Raw genomic sequence first — 20,568 nt, 5'->3', positions numbered from 1 at the left:
CGCTTCCTTCAGACCCCACCGTTGGCCAGTGACGCCCTTGCGATTCGGATTATCTTCCCCTCAATCAGGGTGATGCAGGCATCTATTGTCCTGCTGGGTTTGCCAGCTTCGCTGGGCAAACAAAAAACGGAAGCATAAGCTTCCGTTATTCGTATTACATTCTAGCTATTACTTAGGTGACCACTCAAACTTTTTGAACGGTTCATCAACTGGTGTATCTGCAAGGTGATTGGTGTAATTACTCATTACCTTTTGCGCTAATATCAACACAATTTCAAGCAGCTGTTTGTGCTCGTAGCCTGCTTTATAGAATGCGTCTAGCTGCGACTTCTCTGCATTTCCTCTGCCTCGAGTTAGCGCAAGCACAGTTTCTTTAAGCGTATTTAGCTTGCTATCAGACAGCGCTTCATCGTTGCGAAGCTCTTCAATCAAATCATCGCGCACTTGCATGCTTTTTGCGATGCCGGTATGAGCTGGCACACAGTAATGACATGCGTGTTCAACATTTACCGTTTGCCATACAACGGTTAGCTCTTCGGCATTAAACGAGGTGTCTTGTGCAAGCTTGTGCAGCACTTGGTACCCTTCAAGTAGCGTCGGCGCTTCGGCCATTACTGCATGTAGGTTCGGTACCATGCCAAATGCTTTTTCTGAATTATCCAGAAGTGGTTTAGACGCTTCTGGCGCTGACTCTTTTGTATGTAGAGTAAAATCTGTCATTTTTGTTCTCCTAATGCTGTGAACGAATTGAAAAAAATAGACGATAACGGCAACGCTCTGCTTTTCACTATCGATGAAAAAAGCGAAACGCGTAACTGACGCACGCTATAAAAAATCGCACTATCGTTTCAGTGGCATCAAACCCTGAAAGGCATATTTACCTAACTGGTTTAATACCGAATATATTCAAGTTTAAAACTAGCTTACTAGGATTATCTAAAATATGACTAGCAAGCGATTTATATAGACTACACATATCTGAACGATCGTTCAAGTAAATTTTGAACACTCGTTCAATATATCATAAATAGGGGACTTAAATACGAGACTTAAATTTTGGTAGATGTCGATTTAACCCCTATTTTTCAATAATGGGTTTACCTTGGCCATTGTTCGAGAGATAATTGAACACACGTTCAAATTTGTATTGAGTACCATGTTATGAAGTACGCACAAGAAGATGCGGTCGAAAAGGCGACTATATTGTTTTGGAAAAAAGGGTTCCAAGGCTCTGGCATGCGCGATATTCAGCAAGCATTGGACATGCGTCCGGGAAGCATATACGCGCGGTTTCAAAACAAAGAAGGCTTATTTAAGCTTGTAGTAGAGCAGTATGTAGCTCACAGCAAAGACAAACTGCAGAGCGTGGCCGACAGCGACACCCCGCTCTTATCCCTTCGGGAATTTTTTAAAACTGCCTTAATTAACCCCGATGAGTTGAGATACATGCGCCAATGTTTGTTGGTAAAATCGATTACCGAGTTGGAACTGATTGGCGATGTGGGCAAGAAAGCAGTACTTGAAGGAATGGTGTTACTAAATAACTGCTTCGCTAACATCATCGAAAAAGCGATAGAGACGAGAGAGTTGCAGGAAACCACGCCAGTGGCTTTTGCAGCCGATTGGCTGCAAAATCAATTCGTGGGATTACGAGCCTTCGCAATATTGCAAACTGACAACAGTGCAATTGAAAAGATGATTGAAAAGGTGCTTTACGACCTTACTAAACAATGGCCGACTGAATGAATCCTCAAAAAAACACCAGCCTGATAAGCTGAACGACAAGCAACACCCCCATTAGTGGCCAGATCCACTTCGCCCACTTTGCTGCGTCATCGTTACTTATGCGCATTTTCGAACGCTCTAAAAGTGGAACAACAATAACTAACGCCGCAAACAATACCGCCAGTAAAATAAGCACTTCCATTAACGCATCCCTATAGCATATTTAAGCACTTCTTTCTTTATTGGGCCTGCACGTTCGGCCACCGAAAGAAGCTGATTTCTTATCCATTTTATGGGGGCTATGTCGTTACTAAACAAGGTATAGAACCCATCCATTGCTGACATCATTAACAAGTTGTCCCGTTTACGTGGCTTCTCGTAATCGTTTTTCAACGCCTTAAAAAAGACCTGAGACGTTACATCATGACGCTTGGCAGTTACCTCTAAAAGGGCTTGAACGTCTCTAAAGCCAATATTCACTCCCTGCCCAGCAAGTGGATTAATGGTATGAGCAGCATCGCCGATTAATATCACCCGTTCTCTTACGTATTCACTAGCATGCATGCGAGTGAGCGGAAACGCTGCCTTGTCGATAATTGAGAAATCATTCTCGTTTTGAGTAAGTTCATTAGGAAAAGCGTTAATAACCTCGTTTTTTAACTGGGTGCTGTTAAGGCCTTTTAAACGTTTTAGCTCTTCTGGGGAGTTGTACCACACAAGCGATGCGTACTCGTCAAACATAGGCAAAAAGGCTTTTGGCCCCGTGGGTGTAAACTGCTGCCAGGTGATAGCTTGGGTTTCTTTTGCCATTTTAACGGTGATGCCCATCGCTTGTTGGCCATATTGCCAACCTGACGTACCAATACCGGCAAACTGACGAACTTGGGATCTTGCCCCATCTGCCCCAATAAGCCACTTAGCCTGAATCTGCGTGTTTGAAGACTCTGTGACTGAAGATTTTGAGACTGAAGACAGTGTAATACACACGCTTTGCTCAAGTGTGCTTGTCTCACTTGAGCTTTCTTCATCGATACTAGGATTGTTATCAGTTTTGGGGCTAGGCGTTAGTTTAGAGCTATGCGTTAGTTCAGAGCCCGGCGTTAGATCACTTGATGAGCTTTCTGATGACAGCGCAATGTTGTCTATTTTTTCGTTAAAGATAATTGTCACGTTTTCATGCTGCGTTAGCGCCTCGTGACAGGCTAACTGCAACAAACGGTTTTCGACAAAGTAGCCTAACTGAGGTACGTCGATACTCTTTGCAGTAAAGTCAGTTCGATGCTTAGGGTTGTCCCACACGCTCAAACCTACGTAGGGTTTTAAGCGCATTTTTTCAATGTTTGTCCACGCCCCTAGCGCTTTTAGCAAGGTAACAGATGCTTCACTAATAGCCGACACTCGTAAATCTGGGCCTTGCTCTACTTCAAATGCGTTAGGCTGATTTGGCTCTATCACTACCACGCGGTAATTTTGCTGCGCTAGCCCAAGGGCTAATGCTGCGCCCACCATACCGCCGCCATTAATGCAAAAATCGTACATTCGTACTCCGTGGTACCTGTAATTCTAAGTAGTAACTGTCATTTTAAATTGTGTGCAGAATATAAAATACCCGCGAGTAACACAAATTAAGCGCATATTAAATGGAGTCATTTCCTCCCTTGTCTTTACCCAAAATGACCATAAAAATAGCATTCGCTTTCGATAATACCAGCAGTGCACCGTGAGCAAAGCGAGCCGATGAAATTAATTAATCGGTAATCATCGTAATGCGCTGGGAATATAGCTACATAACAGGTAAAATATGCGGCTATTTTGAACATCTTCAACGTAACTGCGTTGTGTGAAGCAGCAATATACCCTATTGCTTGTAGCGTTTTCTATTCTTCACCAACCACTTACCAGAACTTAACAGGTTAACGAATAGTTGTTATGACTAAAAAGCTGTATATCAAAACCTGGGGCTGCCAGATGAACGAGTACGACTCGGATAAAATGGCAGACTTACTAGACTCTACGCATGGCTACACCGCGGCAGACACCGCTGAAGAAGCCGATATCATTTTGCTTAACACCTGCTCAATTCGCGAGAAAGCGCAGGAGAAAGTATTCCATCAGCTTGGTCGTTGGAAAAACTTAAAGCAAGATAAGCCTGAGCTTATTATTGGTGTAGGCGGCTGTGTTGCATCGCAAGAAGGCGACACAATTCGTCAACGTGCCCCTTTTGTCGACCTTGTTTTTGGTCCTCAAACGCTGCACCGCCTGCCTGAAATGATCAACGAGCTTAAAGGTGGCGCTAAATCGGTGATGGATATCAGCTTTCCTGAAATCGAGAAATTCGACCGCCTACCAGAGCCCCGTGCTGAGGGCCCTACTGCGTTTGTTTCCATCATGGAAGGCTGCTCAAAGTACTGCACATTCTGTGTTGTGCCTTACACGCGCGGTGAAGAAGTCAGTCGTCCGGTTGATGATGTGCTGCTTGAAATTGCACAACTTGCTGGTCAAGGTGTTCGTGAAGTTAACTTGTTAGGGCAAAACGTAAACGCCTTCCGAGGCGATCACTACGATGGCACGGTTTGCCGTTTCTCTGAGTTATTAGAGTTGGTTGCTGCTATCGATGGCATCGACCGAATTCGGTATACCACCTCACATCCAGTAGAGTTTACTGACGACATTATCGATGCCTATGCAGGTATTCCAGAGTTAGTAGACCATTTACACCTTCCAGTTCAAAGCGGCTCAGATCGTATTTTGAATTTGATGAAGCGTGGTCATACCGCGTTAGAGTACAAATCTAAAATGCGTAAGCTTAAGAAAATTCGCCCGAACATAAGCTTGTCGAGCGACTTTATTATTGGCTTTCCTGGCGAAACGGATGCTGATTTTGAAGCAACCATGGATTTGATCCAAGCCGTAGATTACGATTTAAGTTTTAGTTTCATTTACAGCGCTCGCCCAGGTACACCGGCGGCAGATGCAGTAGATGACGTTAGCGAAGAAACCAAAAAGCAGCGTTTACATCTTTTACAGCAGCGTATTACCCAACAGGCTTTGCGCATTGCTCGTCATATGGTGGGCACTGAGCAACGCATTTTGGTAGAAGGCCCTTCTAAGAAAAACCCAATGGAGCTTTCTGGCCGTACTGAAAATAATCGAGTGGTTAATTTCGAAGGCACGCCAGATATGATTGGCGAGTTTGTCGATGTAAATGTGGTAGATGTATTTACCAATTCACTGCGCGGTGAAGTTATTCGCAGAGAGAGCGAAATGGGCTTGCGCGTAGCGGTATCGCCCCAAGCGATTTTGGCAAAACATCAAGCAGAATCACCTAACGAGTTGGGTGTGGGCCAATTTAACCCAGCCTAAAACAGTCGCCACAGCTTGTGGCGCTAATTAATAACATTGAAGATAAAAGCGTAAAGCGAGGAAAACAGAAGTTTGAGTACATTGGTAAGTAATGAATTTGAGTTAGAACCGGCAGATAGTAAGCGTTTGTCGAGTTTATGTGGACCGTTTGATGACAACATCAAGCAAATAGAGCGTAGGTTGGGTGTTGAAATAACATACCGAAATAACGCGTTCAAGGTGCTAGGAGAGCCACAGCAAATAAACAGTGCTACCGAACTACTGAAACTTCTGTACGTTGAAACGCAGCCGATAAAAGGCCGTATTCCCGACCTTGAAGCTGAGCAGGTGCATCTGGCCATTCAAGAAGCTCGCGTTATAGAAAAAGACGCAACAGGCGGCTACGGCAAAGAAGTTAACATCAAAACAAAGCGCGGCGTAATAAAGCCACGTAACCCCAACCAAGCGCAATACGTTGCCAATATTGTTAATCACGATATTACCTTTGGTATAGGCCCTGCGGGAACGGGTAAAACCTACCTTGCCGTGGCAGCTGCGGTAGATGCATTAGAGCGACAAGAAGTTCGTCGTATTCTTCTTACTCGCCCTGCGGTTGAAGCGGGTGAAAAGCTGGGCTTTTTACCTGGTGACTTATCACAAAAAGTAGACCCGTATTTGCGCCCGCTTTACGATGCGCTGTTTGAAATGCTGGGCTTTGAAAAAGTCGAAAAGCTTATGGAACGTGCCGTTATTGAAGTGGCTCCGTTGGCCTATATGCGTGGTCGAACCTTGAACGACGCCTTTATCATTTTAGATGAAAGTCAAAACACCACGGTAGAGCAAATGAAAATGTTCTTAACCCGTATTGGTTTTAACTCTAAAGCGGTAATTACCGGTGACATTACACAGGTAGATTTGCCACGAGGCGCAAAGTCTGGCCTACGCCATGCCATTGAGGTATTAAGTGACGTTGACGACATTTCATTTAACTTCTTTAGTGCCGATGATGTGGTTCGCCACCCTGTTGTAGCGCGTATTGTTCGAGCCTATGAAGAACACGATGCCGAGCAAGAGCGCATTCGCAAGCAAAAGAAAGAAGAGGCATTGCGACAGCAGCAGGAACAAAGCTCATCATCGGTAGGTGGCTCTGATACAAGCAGCAACTCGTGACCGCTATTATCGATTATCAAAATGTGTATGAAGGCGAAGAGGAAATAGCGAATGCTATTCCCTCTGCCGACAATCTTACCCTGTGGGCTAACGCGGTTTTATCTGCTGAAGGTTTACGCGAACAAGAAGTGACGATTCGCTTTACTGACGAAGCGGAAAGCCAGCAGTTAAACAGTGACTACCGTCAAAAAGACAAGCCTACCAATGTGCTTTCTTTTCCTTTTGAGGCCCCGCCTGGGGTTGAGATGAACTTACTGGGCGATTTAATTATATGTGCACCTGTAATTAGTAGGGAAGCAAATGAGCAGGAAAAGGCCGTTGAACACCACTATGCCCATATGACAATTCACGGCATATTGCATTTATTGGGCTACGACCATATTACAGACGAAGATGCCCAGGTGATGGAAAGCAAAGAAATAGCTATTCTTTCCGCCTTAGGTATTGCAAACCCTTACGAAATTTAATCAACGCTTTGATAGAAACTGCCTTGGGCTTTATAAACAGTTTTTGTAAGCTTGTGGATTAAAAGCGATTTCAAATTTAAAACAATAAAGCATTGACGACCAACGATAAGCATTTTAACGTTGGCGTTGAATTAACTATAAAATGGATATTATGAGCGACGACAACCCCCACTCTACCAACGGCTCATCAGGCAAGAGTTGGTTAGATAAACTAAAAAATTCGATTTCTGGCGAGCCGAAAAATAGACAAGAATTGGTAGCGGTTATTACCGATGCGGAGCAAAATGAAATAATTGACCCACAAACCCGTGAAATGATTGAAGGGGTTATTGGGGTTAACGAAATGCGCGTAAGAGATATCATGATCCCTCGCGCCCAAATGTCCACTATCGATGTTGAGCAAAAAGTGGAAGAGTTTCTTCCTATTATGCTCGAGTCTGCTCACTCACGTTTCCCAGTTATTAGCGAAGATAAAGACCACATTGAAGGTATTTTACTCGCTAAAGATCTTCTCTCCTTCGCCTTCAATACCGAAAAGAATTTTAATCTTCGCGATATATTACGCCCCGCGGTTATTGTTCCTGAAAGCAAGCGTGTAGATGTACTGCTAAAGGAATTCAGACAGCAGCGCTATCACATGGCTATTGTGGTAGATGAATACGGCGGTGTATCTGGTCTTGTCACTATCGAAGATATCCTAGAGATTATTGTTGGTGAAATTGAAGACGAATTTGATACCGAAGAAGACGGCACCGACGATATACGTCCGCTGAATAAATCAACCTACTCGGTAAAAGCATTAACCCCAGTAGACGATTTTAACGAATTCTTTGAAACGACTTTCAGTGAAGAAGAAGCTGATACCATTGGCGGCATTGTGCTAAAAGCGTTTGGTCACATGCCTGAAACGAGTGAAGAAGTTATTATCAATGAGATTCATTTTAAGGTGACAAACTCTGATAAGCGCCGCTTGATTCAACTGAAAGTTTCGGTTCCCTCTCTCGAATAATTAGGTAGCATAGATGCTGCAGGCATCTATGCTAAAACTACCCATGCTAAAACGCCTTACTCCTTACTTACTGCTTATTATAAGCGGTTTGAGTCTTACGCTAGCTTTTGCGCCCTTCTCTATGTGGGCGCTCACTATTCCAGCTTTTGCTATTGCGATACGACAAGTCATTAAATTAAAACACAGGCCTTTTTTTGCAGGTTGGATATTTGGCATGGCGTGGTTTGCCGCAGGTGTAAGCTGGGTACACGTGAGTATTGCCGACTTCGGTGGCCTTCCGCTTATTGCCTCAGTGGGCTTAATGGCTTTGCTCTGCGGCTATTTAGCGCTGTACCCTGCACTGGCTTTTAAGCTGACGACCAAATTTTTCAGACCACAGCTGTGGCCTTTAGCACTGCCTTTGTGTTGGGTATTCGCCGAATGGCTGCGCAGCTGGATGTTATCTGGGTTTCCTTGGTTATCATTAGGTTACAGCCAAATAAATGGTCCACTGGCAGGCTTTGCGCCTATGATTGGTGAGACGGGTATCACCGCTTTACTTGTTATTAGCGCTGCATCGCTTGCCATCATTAACAGCAAACGTACCTTGCTGTCGGCTAGTGCAATAACCGCAAGCTTATTGATAAGCGGTATCTTATTGCACCAACACACATGGGTAAGCCCGACGAAAAGTTATTCTGTGGCGATGGTGCAAGGCAACATTCCTCAAAGCCTTCGCTGGGTACCAGAGCAAGACGCCTCTACCATGGAAAAGTATTTATCGTTAACAGAAACGGTATGGGATAGCGACCTCATCATTTGGCCAGAAGCCGCAGTGCCTAAACTTGAGCCATTAGCGCAGCCTTATTTAACTCAGTTAAACGAAAGAGCCTTTGTCGAAAACACGGCGCTCATCACAGGTATCGTTAACTTTAATTGGGAAACCGATGAGGCTTGGAACAATTTGATTGTACTTGGTAAAAAAACGCCAGACGCGACATATCCAGACTATCAGTATTTTCATAGCAATCGCTTTTCAAAACACCACCTGTTGCCTGTTGGAGAGGTTGTGCCTTTTGAATCACTGCTGCGCCCGCTAGCACCTATTTTCGATTTACCTATGTCGTCGTTTTCTCGGGGAGACTTTCAACAGCAAAATTTAGTCGCCAACGGTATTCACCTTGCGCCCGCTATTTGTTTTGAAATTGCCTTTCCACGCCAAGTGACTGCGAACATAAACAGCGATACCGATATGATAGTTACCGTAAGTAACGATGCATGGTTTGGTAAGTCTCACGGGCCAGCACAACACCTTCAAATAGCCCAAATGCGAGCATTGGAGTTAGGCAGGCCGGTGCTACGAGCCACCAATAATGGTATTACTGCGTTTATTGATCACAAAGGAAGGGTTGATGGAAGGCTGCCGCAGTTTGAGTCTGCCAATATTAGTGCCCCCGTTATTGCCACCACAGGGTTTACCCCTTACTACCACTTGCAAGACTCTGGCGTGTGGTTGTTAGTATTGGTGTTGTTTATTTGTGCGTGGCGCTTGCGACAAGGCTGATCTGGCGCAAGCCAGTTCAACAAATACTAAGGCGCTTTTTTGCTTAAAAGCGCCTTTGCATTCCTAATACTGAGCAAGCGTAAAGCACTTGTTTGAACAACCTAACTTGAAAAACTTGCTTCAAGGTAAGCCTGCAAATTAGCTGGCAAACGCAGTTTACTACTTTACGTCGACTCGATAAGTGCTTGAATAGCGTCGCGCTCGGCCAATGCAAACAACAGAATAAGCGATGTTTTTCCTTTAATGCGTTTACCGTTTGTGTCGTCTTTGATGTCTTTGACTTTTAGCTCGCCAACACCATCATTTGCAACTGAATGATTTAGCGCAATTTTAGTGCCTTTTAAAGGGCTATCAGCGCGTTTAATTTGAGCCTGCTTCACACCACTTGCTAATAAGTGGTGCTCTACAACATCGGATATTTCACCGAGGTGACGGCCCCTCAAATATTTCTCAAGTTCGGTTAATATGTAGGTGTCAGGCTTTAGCGCTATCACCGCATCAGCCACGTTTGTTATATCAAGGTTTGTTCTATCCCCAGCGTGGCCGAACAGCACTGTAACTTCGCTGTAATCATTTTTTTGCTTTAACCCCAATGCCATATTAATTACGGCCTGCATGCTATGCGGGTTATGTGCAAAATCGACGATTATGGTGGCATCACCACGGGTGTAGATATTCGTTCTGCCGGGGTTGTCTGAAGCGTTACTTTCAAAGTCAAACAAGCCCTGACTGATTGCTTCACTTTCTATGCCCATCGACTTACATAAGCCTACCACCCCTAATGCATTCTCAAGATTATGCAAAGCGGTGCCTTTTACCGTCATTGGTATTAGGTCAATTTGAGCGAGAGACTCTGCCGCTTCGCCGTCAAAATACATAATTTGGTTATTATCTGCATACACACAGGCGCGCCCCGTTGCTTTAGCCTGCACAATTTGAGGGTTATCAGCGCGCTTACTAAACCAACAAATCGATGTACTAGAGCTGTCTGAAAACTTCACTAAGCGCTCATCGTCTGCGTTTAATACCAGTGTGTCGCCATCACGTATTGCTTTGGCCACCATCAATTTTACTTGGGCAATTTCATCGACCGTATTGATACCGTATTGACCTAAATGGTCACTGGCTACGTTGGTCACTAAAGCCGCATTTGCTTGATAAACTGGCAACCCACGACGCAATAAACCACCCCGAGCAACTTCTAAAAACGCTATTTCAGTGCGGTTGTCACGCAGTAGCATTCTAGCGCCACCAGGGCCTGAGTAGTCGCCCTCATCAATAATCTGCTCACCTACCTTGATGAAATCGGTAGAGGTAACCCCTGCATTTATGCCGGCGGCCTTTGAAATTTGTGCCGCCAACCTTACGCTGGTCGATTTACCGTTAGTACCTGTTATCAGCGCTAACGGAATATCGCGGAAGCTTTGCCACTCTACTTCCTTTGTATCTGGGAGTGAATCTATAGGCCAGATTTGCGCGCTAGTGCCCGTGCCCAAACTCACTTCATCATCGTCAACTAGACACCTCACACTATTGTTTGTAGCGGCGTTTACAAAAGCGATGAGTGCTGGGTTTCTTTCTTCAATGATGGCCGTTTTTAATTCATCTATTCGACTGGAAAAATTGGCCAGAGCCGGCGTATCTAAGCGCAGCGAATAACGCTTACTGAAGTCGAACACGCAGCATTCCCACGCTAGTTCGATAACATCACAGGCGCTATACAAAAGGTCGATTGGTGCACTTATTGACATACTCGCGCCACCCTCGTAAAAGCGCACGTATGTATTTTCATTCCACTCAAGCTGCTGCTCAATGGTATGCAAGTGCTTGTGCCAACAATCAACCACCGTTTGAGGAGCTATACCCTCTATAAAAACATCGATAATAGCGCCAGCATCGTTTGACAGTAAGTTCGGCCCGGTGAGGCGACGAACTTCGTCTAATTCAAGCCTTATAGTTGTGTGCTGTTCACTCATTTAGTCAGACTCTTCGTCGCGATCGACAACAATATGTACACCACGTTCATCGTTTACAATGCGCTGTCCTTCCTGCAGCTCAAACTTGTTTTCCACAGGCTCAAACAGCTTTTCAGGATAATCTTGGGAAGGCGTTAAGTTAGCTTGCGACTCGGCCGTTTGCGCTACCCCATCGTCATTAAAGTGCACTATTTGCTTCCAGCAGCGGGTGATGTTGTCGCCCAAAATTACAATTAAGTCTCCTGCGTGACATGAAGCTAAAGCAGCGTCTATGCTCTCTTCTTCGCTAGGAATAACTTCAATGTCTTTTTCAGCCACACCTTGTTCCATCAGCGTTTTCTTCAACAGCTGCGGTACTTCATCAAAGCCTCGCCCGCGTCTATCATCATCAGCTTTACACACAAAAGTGTCGAACGTGGATGCCACTGATTTGGCAGACTCGATAATATCTTCGTCGCGACGATCTCCAGGCATAGCAATAACTAAACGACGTTTACCTTTCACGTCTAATCGAGACGCAAGATCAGAAATTGTCTTTATAGCAGCCGGGTTATGGGCGTAATCCAGAATAACCTTGAAGGGGTGCTCGTCGAATATATTTAATCGCCCAGGCGCTTGATAGAACGACGTATTAAATATGCGTAGCCCTTGCCTTATATCTTCTAAGCTAGTGTCAAAGCTGTAAGCCATTGCAGTGGCGAACATCGCATTTTGAACGTTATGCAACGCCTTACCTTCGATGGTGGCAGGTATTAAGTGCGTCCATAAAAGTGGAATGTGAGCGCCTTTGTCATAAATAGTGATCATGTCACCGTTTATGCCTTTTTCTAATACAACAGCCATACCGCCGCGGCGAATATGTTCACGAACAAGTCCGTGCCCTGGGTCCATAGTGACATAGCAAATTTGTTTGGCGCTACAAAACTCCGCCATTTGCAAACAGTGAATATCGTCGGCGTTAAGCACAACACAATCTTTAGCAACCTCAACCACCACTCGCTTAATTTGCGCAAGCTGCTCTAGGGTGTTGACTCCTCGTTGGCCTAAATGGTCTGCGGTAATATTCAGGCAAGCCCCAACATCGCAAGTTTGATAACCAAGCCCGCGTTTTACAATGCCGCCACGAGCCGTTTCCATAATCGCAAAATCAACGCTTGGGTCGCGCAATACTATTTGGGCCGACGTTGGACCTGTCATGTCTCCTTTTACCGTAAGGTGGCCATCAATATACACACCGTCTGTAGAGGTCATTCCCGTTGTGTGACCAGCGGCTTTCATAATGCTGGCCAGCATACGAGAGGTAGTGGTTTTACCGTTTGTACCGGTAATGGCGGCTACGGGAATACGCGAGCTTTTCCCGGTGGGGAACAGCATGTCCATCACTTTACCAGCCACGTCCCTTGGTTTGCCTTCACTTGGCGCGACATGCATTCGAAAACCAGGCGCGGCGTTACATTCACAAATACCGCCGCCTATTTCTTTGTATGAACGACTAATATCTTCCGTTAAGAAATCCACGCCGCCGATATCAAGACCAATAGCCCTAATAGCACGAATTGCCATATCCCGATTATCAGGGTGTACAATGTCAGTCACGTCAATGGCGGTACCGCCGGTTGATAAGTTTGCCGTTGAACGTAAGAAGAAAGCTTCTCCTTCTGGCAACACCGTATCTTCAGTGTACTCAGCTTCTTCCATTAGGCGCATTGCTTGGTTATCTAGCTCTAAGCGAGTAAGCACTTTCTCATGTCCTACGCCGCGTCGAGGATCAAGATTCACAATGTCGATTAATTCTGAAATAGTGTGCTTACCGTCGCCTACTACATGGCCAGGAACTCGCTTGGCTACCGCCACTAATTCATTGTTAACCACCAGCATACGATGGTCGTAACCTGTTAAGTAGCTTTCCACAAGCACAGCTCTGCTTGTGCCGTGCTGCTGCGCTTCGTTAAACGCTACTTGAACTTCTTCATCGGTAGTTAAATTGATACTAACGCCACGACCATGGTTTGCATTTAATGGTTTTAACACTACTGGAAAGCCAATGCGGCGAGCGGCTTTTACCGCCTGTCGCTCGCTATAAATCATAAGCTGTTGGGGTACGGGTAAGCCAAGGTCGTTTAAAAGATTGTGGGTGTCTTCTTTATCACAGGAAATTTCTACCGCAATATGCTTTGTTTCACTGGTTATAGTGGCTTGAATACGCTGTTGATGCTTACCGTGGCCAAATTGCACCAAGCTATAATTGTTAAGGCGTAACCATGGAATATCGCGATTTTCAGCGGCAGCAACTAGCGATGCGGTACTCGGTCCGAATTCTTTTCTCTGCGCCATTTTAATAAACGCAGTGAGTTCATCATTAAAGTCAAAATCGTCCTCAATGTCTGCATCTATTGCTTGCTGCACTTCACTTGGCATTAAGTGCTTGAGAAGCTTTAATCCAAGCGCGCCAGCTTCTATACCCACATCGCGCTGATGATATTGGTATACAACGTAATAGCAACCTTCATTTTCTAAGCTGCGAGTGCGGCCAAAAGAGACCGAAGAGCCGGCCAAATTTTGAAGCTCTATAGCCACATGTTCCCAAATATGACCAATCCAAGTGCCTTCATCTTCATTTAAGCGACGAAGAAAACCACCTGATTCGCCATAAGAACACCCGTGTTCTTGCAAGCTTGGAATGGCTGCAACTAATCCATCTATAAACTCTCGACCAAGTTTAACTGACGGCCACTTCTCTAACTCACCAATGTCTATTTGATAACAAATAACCGGAAAATTAGCGTAAACATTAGGCCCAACATACACATTCTGACTTAAAATCTTCATTACACCGAATTTCCCTTTTTCTATACCCAGATTATACAAACACACTACAGAATAATTGGGGTCAGATCCAAATTAACTGACATAAAAACAAACATAAAGGGGGTCAGAACCACATAAACCGTTACCACGTTCAGTTATGTTTCAAAAAACTCTAGTTACACTTTTCATTTTAAATAAATGAGCGCACAAAGATGGCTAGAAAACCAAGAGTCTCAGTAGCAGGCATTGCTGAACACATCATTCAACGTGGCAACAATCGACAAATTATTTTTGCCCATAGCAGTGATATGAAAGCTTATGTAGTTTGGCTTAAAGAGTATGCAGAAAAGTTTGAAGTCAACATTCACTCTTGGGTACTAATGACAAACCACGTTCATTTGCTTTGTACACCAAACGTCGAATTTGGTACTACACATATGATGCAGGCGCTAGGTCGCATGTATGTGCAGTATTTCAACAGGCGCTATAGTAGAACTGGTACACTTTGGGAAGGCCGGTTTCGCTCTTTGCTAGTAGATAACGAACGCTATCTAATGCATTTGCATCGCTATATTGAACTTAACCCTGTGCGCGCTGGCATGGTGAAGGATCCTGGAGAATATACGTGGTCTAGCTATCAAATAAATGCGTTAGGTAAGATAAGCTCACTCGCAAGCCCTCACCCTCTATATTTACAATTAGGTAAATCGGATGTGCAACGAAGAGAAAGCTATCGAAAGTTATTTGAAGAGTCGCTAGATAGTAAATTGCTAACTGATATTCGCAATGCGGCGAATAAAGGTTTAGCGCTCGGTAACGATGTGTTTATCGAAGATGTTGAAAAGATAACTGGAAAGCGGGTAAGTAAAGGCAAGCCCGGGCGTCCCAGGCTTGATAGATAGAGCTTGCTGCGCTTTAAAACAGCGTGGCATAAATAGTGTTCTGACCCCATTTATTTCTTTTATGTGGACCTGACCCCAATTATGCGGTGGAGGCTTTTCGGTCGGTGATGTTGTAGCGAGCGCCTGAGGCAAGAATATGCACTTTAAGGTTGAGCAGTGTTAGTGCATCGCCAGTGCGGGCCTCTGCCATAGAAGAATATTCTATGTCGCTAGGGTCGACGACTGTGATAGCGCCACTTCCAACAACCGTAAACTCATTGTCTGGGTTGATAAATGCAGCTGTGTCTTCATCAAGGCCAACGCCAATTAGGAAGGGGTTGTACGAAACCGCTGACAATAAACGAGACAAACGATTGCGCTGGTTAAAGTGTTGATCTAACACTATGGTGTTGATAAGCCCCATACCAGGTGCAAGGTTAACCCCATCTTCAGTAGGTACAATCCCGGTGTTTCCACCAGTGATCATATGCTGAGAGACGATAGCCGCACCTGCAGAGGTACCTGCATAATGTACGCCCTGCGCATTAAGCTGACGAATGGTTTTGGCAATAGGAGTGCCACCCAAAATAGTCGATAGGCGAAGTTGGTTACCACCGGTAACGAAAATACCCGTACTTTTTTCTAGGGTCTTTACATATTCTTCGTTTTGCGCGTCAATACGTTCAGAAATTGGCAGTGAATAGGCTTTCTTGACGCCTATTTCTTCAAAGATTTGCTGATAACGAGAGCCCGTATCGTCCAATTGAGACGCTGTAGGAATTATCGTTATCACTGCATCTTTGCCGCCGCAAAGCTCAACAAATTTTGCTAAAATTTCTGGGTTATCAATTTTTTCTTCCGCACCACCAATCGGGATTACGTATCCACGTTGGGTGCCATCAATACTTGGAGAGGGCATAATATTTACTCAAATGTGCCTTTTTTAATTTGCTGTTTATGCTTAACGTGCAACTGCCCAAGGGCCATCACATGCTCAATTCTATTTTGTTTATCAAAAATAAGGATATCGGCATCAGCACCAACGGCTATTCGCCCCTTATTGTGAAAATTCATTAGCTGAGCAACGTTTTGGGTAAAAAATGGCAAAAATTGAGACACCTCTTCCCCATTATCAATAAGCTCGTAAAAAACATTAGTCATAGATTGTGAATCAGCAAAATCCATTTTCGCTAAACTACCATCGGCGTGAAAATCGGGTAGACACCCACCGCCGTCTGAACTGATAGTTAATTTATCTTGTGGTAAGTCTTGCTGCATGTAACGCAACAATGCATCTGCAGGGTCGTAGCCTACATCGCCAGACTCAAACGCCGTTACATCTACCCAACACCCTTTTTTGGCTAAATCGCATGCTTCTTCAAACAAAAACTTTTGGCGATTGATGTGTGTTGGATTATACGTACGCGGCGGAATTTCTGCTTGTGACAGGGCTTCGCGAATTAAGCCTAAGCCGCGTTCACCGTCGCCTAAATGCAAATGCAGCATACCTGCTTTGCCAGTCATAAGTCGTGCAACATGGGCCTGGGAAGCTATTTTAAGTAGCTCGTTTAGCGTGGGCTGACTAGAGCGATGATCGCTAATCGCCAGTTCCCCAACACCAACTACAGGCTCTATAAATACGATATCGGTTTGCACCGAGCCCGTAAGCGTTGTTGGCGGTAAATGATAGCCTCCAGTATAACAATACGCAGAAAACCCTTCTTCTCGCAACGCGTATACTTGAGCAACTAAAGACTCAGTGCTGCGGGTAATATCATCGGTACCGAGTAACCCAACTGCAGTGGTAACTCCTGCCCGTGTAAATTTACTCAGCGGTACAGGCGGAACCCGTGTGGAAAAGCCAGCTTCTCCACCACCACCTGTTAAATGAGTGTGACCGTCGATAAATCCTGGTGTGAGCATTGCGCCGTCAGCATCAATGACTTCGTGAGGGAGTTCCATCGCGGGTAAGGTTTTACCTATAAATATGATTTTTCTGCCTGCACACACAAGATGGTTAATTCCCAATGCCTGTGGAGCAAACACATTCGCGTTTTTGATAACGGTAATCACAGTGGCTAACTCACGCTGTTTATCGAAGGGTTCAACAAGGAGCGCATTATATCTTAAGCATGCACTTTAGCTAGCGCAGTTTCGCTTTTTATAAACGGCTCACTTTTCTAAATCGCGTTGTGATCCAATTGATCGTAAAACATGCCTCAACCAGCAGTAAAATTATTGGCTAATAAAGCAACATTATAGAATTTCATTTAAAACGGAATAGATAATTTTGGACTAATTTTTTGCGTCTTTAACAAAGTAGAACTCATGATATGCTGCACTAGTGTATATATAAGAAACAGCTATCACTTCATTTCATGAGGCCTAAGCTATTGTTTTTATTAAACAGTCATATGAGTGACATACCAATGTCGCTATACTGCCACAATGATTAAATGCTTTTTCTTTCATGTTTCCTACAATGGCTCTACAAGATTTAAGCGATAAATAATCGCGGGTTACCAAGCTTTTGAGCAAGGATTAAAGATGGAAATACAAAATTCAAAATTTAAAAAAGTCAGCTACTCGTATAAAGACGGTCTAAATTTTTTTATGGGTGACGAAAGTATTCATTTGCATGTGCAAATTAGTTCTCTTACCAATGAGAGGACCTTTTATTTCAATGAAAAAATTATCGCAAAGGAAGGAAGCTTAAAGTCACTGAAACGCAAATCAACATTGGCTTTTTCAGAATGTGGAATTAACTACGAAGTAGAGCTATTTACTGAAAGCTTCCTATCGGGTCGAATTCGCTGCACATTGATAAGAGATGGCATTCACTTTTCAACTGCCTACTTTAACGCAAGAACATGGGAGTCTAGCCAAAAGAGTCCTAGCACTATGGTTAAAGAGTCCATATTGGGATGCTTGTTAGGTGGTGTAATTGGCTACTTTATTACAACCTCATTTATTCTTTAGGTGATTCATGGAAGTTAATGCCGCCTTTATTAAACAAAAAAGAACTATTAACGGATGGACACAGCAACATTTAGCCGACATGTGCGGTGTTAGTTTACGCACTGTTCAGCGAGTTGAGCGCTATGGGCAGGCATCAAATGAGACAGTATCCAGCCTTGCATCTGTACTTGAGGTTAATAGGATTGAGATTATCGAAATACTTCCGCAAGAGAATGACTTCGAAGTTGAAAACAAAAAGAGTCATCTACTATTTATTAGGAAAAACCTTGCAGTGTATATTTGCGGTGTAGTCAGTGGTGTTCTTGTATCTTATTTCACATACGTAATGCGATAGCCTTTCAACAATTACAATAAGGGCCATTACCTTTCGGGTAATGGCCCTTATCAAGATTTACCGTTTTGTTTCATGCTCAAGGGTAGTGCTCAAAACATGTGCTCTAAACATGTGCTCTAAGCTTGTCATCTACACATATTCTCTAAGCTGTTACATGAGCATTACATTAGCTGTTGCCTTCCGCCTGAATAGCCGTTAATGCAATAGTAAATACAATGTCATCGACTAACGCACCGCGACTTAGGTCGTTCACCGGCTTACGCATGCCTTGTAGCATTGGCCCAATACATACCAAATCAAAGCTTCGCTGAACCGCTTTGTACGTGGTATTACCCGTATTTAAATCGGGGAATACAAATACATTTGCTTTACCTGCTACCGGGCTATTTGGCGCTTTACTTTTACCAACGCTTTCAATGGCCGCCGCGTCGTACTGAAGTGGGCCGTCGATAAGAAGATCTGGTCTCATCGATTGGGCAATAGCCGTTGCTTCACGCACTTTTTCTACATCGCTTCCAGCACCAGATGTGCCGGTGCTGTAGCTTATCATCGCCACTCTTGGCTCAATACCAAACATTTGCGCCGATGTTGCAGACTGTATTGCTATATCTGCCAACTGCTGTGCATTAGGATCGGGGTTAATGGCGCAATCACCGTAAACCAATACCTGGTCGGGCAGCAGCATAAAAAATACCGACGACACTAGCGAGGCATTTTCCGCCGTTTTAATTAACTGCAGCGCAGGGCGAATAGTATTAGCGGTAGTGTTAACAGCCCCTGAAACAAGCCCGTCAACATGGTCTTGCTGAAGCATCATAGTGCCAAGCGTCACATTGTCTTGAAGTAATTCGTTGGCCACCACGTCAGTAACGCCTTTGTGCCCGCGAAGTGCCACAAGGCCTTCTACGTATTCACCGCGAACCTGCTCAGGCGATAAAATCTCAACGCCATCGCTTAACACCACGCCCTGCTGCTCTGCAATACGTCGAATTTCGGTCTCATCTCCTAATAATACGGGTCTCGCCAAACCTCGGCTCGCACAAATTGAGGCCGCAACAACGGTACGAGGCTCATTACCTTCTGGCAGCACTATTCGCTTATTAACCTGTCTTGCACGGTGAGTGAGATAATACCTAAATGCCGACGGTGACAGCTTACGCTGCCGCGATACTTTATCGGTAAGCGACGTTACCCATTCTGCATCTAAACTTTCAGCGGTATGCACCATCACTTTTTCAATACGCTGACTGTCGTCTACCGGCACTTCTTGATTAAACGCGTGCAAGTTCTGGGCAGTTTGCCATGTGTTAGTATTAACTAACATTATCGGCAACCCCGTTTCCATGGCTTGGCTACATAAAGCCGCTATGTTCTCATCGGGCTCATAGCCGCCGGTAAGTAACAACGCGCCCAGCTTTGTGCCATTAAGTGCAGCAAGACAACACGACACAAACACATCGCTTCTATCGCCAGAGAGCACCAATAGCGCGCCAGGCTTTAGCGCATGAGTCATGTTGTGAATTTCTCGACCACAAAACGTCACGCTACTGAGTCGGCGCTTAGCCATGTCGCCCTCATTGAGAGAGGTGGCATTTAAATGCTTGGCAATATCAATCGCGCGGGGAGACACCAACTCAGCACTCCAATCTACGTTTCCTAGTAGGCTTAACCCTTTTTTGAAAATGGGCAAATTTTTCAGCGCACTTGAGCGAGCTTCATCGTGCTCTGGCTTATCGACAACGCCAATATCTGCACGTAAACGACCGTGCTCATCAAACGGTGCATTAACTTTGTTAAAAATACACCCTACTACCTTCTGACTTTTATGCCCGCCGTAGGTATCCACCACAATTTCTAGTCTGTGGTTAATATCAACGGTATCGTCGTTACCGGGAACCGCCACAAACACAATATCGGCATCTAGTGCGCGACTAATTTCTAAGTTCAATCGCTCTGCGTAAGGGTGGTGCCTGGTCGTTACCAACCCTTCAATAACCGTGACGGCATCTTGTTCGCTGTTGTTTTCAAAGCGCTCAATAATGTCTTCCAACAATTCGTCGGTATTATCGTTACTGATCATTCGCTCGACATAGTCGAGCGTAAATGGGGTAATCGGCGTTACGCTAGCGTGATGGGCGATAATAGCGGTTGAACGCTCTTCACCTTTGTCACCGCGGCGTGGCTGTGCAACAGGTTTAAAAAAGTTGAGCTTAATGCCCTGCTCTTCAATAGCGCGAACAAGACCCATGCTGACTGTTGTAAGCCCAACGCTTGAACCAACTGGGATCAGCATAATTTTACGAGACATAATTTCTCCTGCTTTTTAAGGCATTT

At 44.7% G+C, this 20,568-nt stretch carries 17 protein-coding genes; 9 read left to right on the top strand and 8 right to left on the bottom strand.

What is annotated here, in order from left to right; all coding sequences use genetic code 11:
- Positions 1–168: 168 nt before the first annotated feature.
- Positions 169–720 carry a carboxymuconolactone decarboxylase family protein gene (locus O9X84_RS15715; RefSeq protein ID WP_269520639.1) on the bottom strand — a complete coding sequence of 184 codons (552 nt, stop codon included), beginning with the start codon at positions 718–720 and terminating at the stop codon, positions 169–171.
- Between the two features lie 441 nt (positions 721–1,161).
- On the opposite strand from O9X84_RS15715, the gene O9X84_RS15710 reads away from it, so the two are divergent.
- Positions 1,162–1,746 carry a TetR/AcrR family transcriptional regulator gene (locus O9X84_RS15710; protein ID WP_269520638.1) on the top strand — a complete coding sequence of 195 codons (585 nt, stop codon included), beginning with the start codon at positions 1,162–1,164 and terminating at the stop codon, positions 1,744–1,746.
- 4 nt (positions 1,747–1,750) lie between these two features.
- Here O9X84_RS15710 and O9X84_RS15705 read toward each other — a convergent pair whose 3' ends face one another.
- A complete protein-coding gene (locus O9X84_RS15705) occupies positions 1,751–1,927 on the bottom strand; it encodes a hypothetical protein (protein ID WP_269520637.1) in 177 nt (58 codons plus the stop codon).
- Positions 1,927–3,264, bottom strand: coding sequence for an FAD-dependent monooxygenase (locus tag O9X84_RS15700; RefSeq protein ID WP_269520636.1), 1,338 nt, complete (start codon positions 3,262–3,264; stop codon positions 1,927–1,929). Before O9X84_RS15700 ends, O9X84_RS15705 begins: the two co-directional genes overlap by 1 nt.
- 390 nt (positions 3,265–3,654) lie before the next feature.
- Here O9X84_RS15700 and miaB point away from each other — a divergent pair, with 390 nt between their 5' ends.
- The 5 genes from miaB (at position 3,655) to lnt (ending at position 9,256) form a co-directional block, all read left to right on the top strand.
- A complete protein-coding gene (gene miaB, locus O9X84_RS15695; protein WP_269520635.1) occupies positions 3,655–5,088 on the top strand; it encodes a tRNA (N6-isopentenyl adenosine(37)-C2)-methylthiotransferase MiaB in 1,434 nt (477 codons plus the stop codon).
- A gap of 72 nt (positions 5,089–5,160) precedes the next feature.
- Positions 5,161–6,237: a PhoH family protein gene (locus tag O9X84_RS15690; protein ID WP_269520634.1), complete on the top strand. Its 1,077-nt coding sequence runs from the start codon at positions 5,161–5,163 to the stop codon at positions 6,235–6,237.
- Complete coding sequence (gene ybeY, locus O9X84_RS15685; RefSeq protein WP_269520633.1) at positions 6,234–6,704, top strand: rRNA maturation RNase YbeY; 471 nt, start codon at positions 6,234–6,236, stop codon at positions 6,702–6,704. The genes O9X84_RS15690 and ybeY overlap by 4 nt, the downstream gene beginning before the upstream one ends.
- Before the next feature lie 151 nt (positions 6,705–6,855).
- Positions 6,856–7,713 (top strand): CNNM family magnesium/cobalt transport protein CorC, encoded by an 858-nt coding sequence (gene corC / locus O9X84_RS15680; protein ID WP_269520632.1) that lies wholly within the window; start codon positions 6,856–6,858, stop codon positions 7,711–7,713.
- A 43-nt stretch (positions 7,714–7,756) separates the two neighbouring features.
- A complete protein-coding gene (gene lnt, locus O9X84_RS15675) occupies positions 7,757–9,256 on the top strand; it encodes an apolipoprotein N-acyltransferase (RefSeq protein WP_269520640.1) in 1,500 nt (499 codons plus the stop codon).
- A 164-nt stretch (positions 9,257–9,420) separates the two neighbouring features.
- Here the strand turns inward: lnt and O9X84_RS15670 are convergent, their stop codons facing one another.
- Positions 9,421–11,232 carry a Mur ligase family protein gene (locus O9X84_RS15670; protein WP_269520631.1) on the bottom strand — a complete coding sequence of 604 codons (1,812 nt, stop codon included), beginning with the start codon at positions 11,230–11,232 and terminating at the stop codon, positions 9,421–9,423.
- Complete coding sequence (gene cphA / locus O9X84_RS15665) at positions 11,233–14,061, bottom strand: cyanophycin synthetase (protein ID WP_269520630.1); 2,829 nt, start codon at positions 14,059–14,061, stop codon at positions 11,233–11,235.
- 191 nt (positions 14,062–14,252) lie between these two features.
- Here cphA and O9X84_RS15660 point away from each other — a divergent pair, with 191 nt between their 5' ends.
- A complete protein-coding gene (locus O9X84_RS15660; protein WP_269520629.1) occupies positions 14,253–14,942 on the top strand; it encodes a transposase in 690 nt (229 codons plus the stop codon).
- A gap of 79 nt (positions 14,943–15,021) precedes the next feature.
- Here the strand turns inward: O9X84_RS15660 and O9X84_RS15655 are convergent, their stop codons facing one another.
- Together O9X84_RS15655 and iadA are read right to left on the bottom strand one after the other, a co-directional pair.
- Entirely contained in the window at positions 15,022–15,840 is an 819-nt protein-coding gene (locus O9X84_RS15655; RefSeq protein ID WP_269520628.1) for a cyanophycinase, read from the bottom strand.
- Positions 15,841–15,845: 5 nt separating this feature from the next.
- Positions 15,846–16,994 (bottom strand): beta-aspartyl-peptidase, encoded by a 1,149-nt coding sequence (gene iadA, locus O9X84_RS15650; protein ID WP_269520627.1) that lies wholly within the window; start codon positions 16,992–16,994, stop codon positions 15,846–15,848.
- Between the two features lie 474 nt (positions 16,995–17,468).
- Here iadA and O9X84_RS15645 point away from each other — a divergent pair, with 474 nt between their 5' ends.
- Both O9X84_RS15645 and O9X84_RS15640 read left to right on the top strand, forming a co-directional pair.
- Entirely contained in the window at positions 17,469–17,900 is a 432-nt protein-coding gene (locus tag O9X84_RS15645; RefSeq protein ID WP_269520626.1) for a hypothetical protein, read from the top strand.
- A gap of 7 nt (positions 17,901–17,907) precedes the next feature.
- Complete coding sequence (locus O9X84_RS15640; RefSeq protein WP_269520625.1) at positions 17,908–18,234, top strand: helix-turn-helix domain-containing protein; 327 nt, start codon at positions 17,908–17,910, stop codon at positions 18,232–18,234.
- A gap of 166 nt (positions 18,235–18,400) precedes the next feature.
- Here O9X84_RS15640 and pta read toward each other — a convergent pair whose 3' ends face one another.
- The gene (gene pta / locus O9X84_RS15635; RefSeq protein ID WP_269520624.1) at positions 18,401–20,542 is read right to left on the bottom strand and encodes a phosphate acetyltransferase; all 2,142 of its coding nucleotides are present in this window, start codon (positions 20,540–20,542) and stop codon (positions 18,401–18,403) included.
- Positions 20,543–20,568: the final 26 nt, after the last annotated feature.

Source organism: Alteromonas sp. BMJM2 (assembly GCF_027257845.1).
GTDB lineage: Bacteria > Pseudomonadota > Gammaproteobacteria > Enterobacterales > Alteromonadaceae > Alteromonas.
Note: the sequence above shows the minus strand (reverse complement) of the source record. Positions and strands in the feature narration are given on the sequence as shown.

What these genes read in the sequence shown, in the direction of transcription:
- O9X84_RS15715 (WP_269520639.1), bottom strand. Translation starts at nt 720, where the DNA reads ATGACAGATTTTACTCTACATACAAAAGAGTCAGCGCCAGAAGCGTCT.
- O9X84_RS15710 (WP_269520638.1), top strand. Translation starts at nt 1,162, where the DNA reads ATGAAGTACGCACAAGAAGATGCGGTCGAAAAGGCGACTATATTGTTT.
- O9X84_RS15705 (WP_269520637.1), bottom strand. Translation starts at nt 1,927, where the DNA reads ATGGAAGTGCTTATTTTACTGGCGGTATTGTTTGCGGCGTTAGTTATT.
- O9X84_RS15700 (WP_269520636.1), bottom strand. Translation starts at nt 3,264, where the DNA reads ATGTACGATTTTTGCATTAATGGCGGCGGTATGGTGGGCGCAGCATTA.
- miaB (WP_269520635.1), top strand. Translation starts at nt 3,655, where the DNA reads ATGACTAAAAAGCTGTATATCAAAACCTGGGGCTGCCAGATGAACGAG.
- corC (WP_269520632.1), top strand. Translation starts at nt 6,856, where the DNA reads ATGAGCGACGACAACCCCCACTCTACCAACGGCTCATCAGGCAAGAGT.
- lnt (WP_269520640.1), top strand. Translation starts at nt 7,757, where the DNA reads ATGCTAAAACGCCTTACTCCTTACTTACTGCTTATTATAAGCGGTTTG.
- O9X84_RS15670 (WP_269520631.1), bottom strand. Translation starts at nt 11,232, where the DNA reads ATGAGTGAACAGCACACAACTATAAGGCTTGAATTAGACGAAGTTCGT.
- cphA (WP_269520630.1), bottom strand. Translation starts at nt 14,061, where the DNA reads ATGAAGATTTTAAGTCAGAATGTGTATGTTGGGCCTAATGTTTACGCT.
- O9X84_RS15660 (WP_269520629.1), top strand. Translation starts at nt 14,253, where the DNA reads ATGGCTAGAAAACCAAGAGTCTCAGTAGCAGGCATTGCTGAACACATC.
- O9X84_RS15655 (WP_269520628.1), bottom strand. Translation starts at nt 15,840, where the DNA reads ATGCCCTCTCCAAGTATTGATGGCACCCAACGTGGATACGTAATCCCG.
- O9X84_RS15645 (WP_269520626.1), top strand. Translation starts at nt 17,469, where the DNA reads ATGGAAATACAAAATTCAAAATTTAAAAAAGTCAGCTACTCGTATAAA.
- O9X84_RS15640 (WP_269520625.1), top strand. Translation starts at nt 17,908, where the DNA reads ATGGAAGTTAATGCCGCCTTTATTAAACAAAAAAGAACTATTAACGGA.
- pta (WP_269520624.1), bottom strand. Translation starts at nt 20,542, where the DNA reads ATGTCTCGTAAAATTATGCTGATCCCAGTTGGTTCAAGCGTTGGGCTT.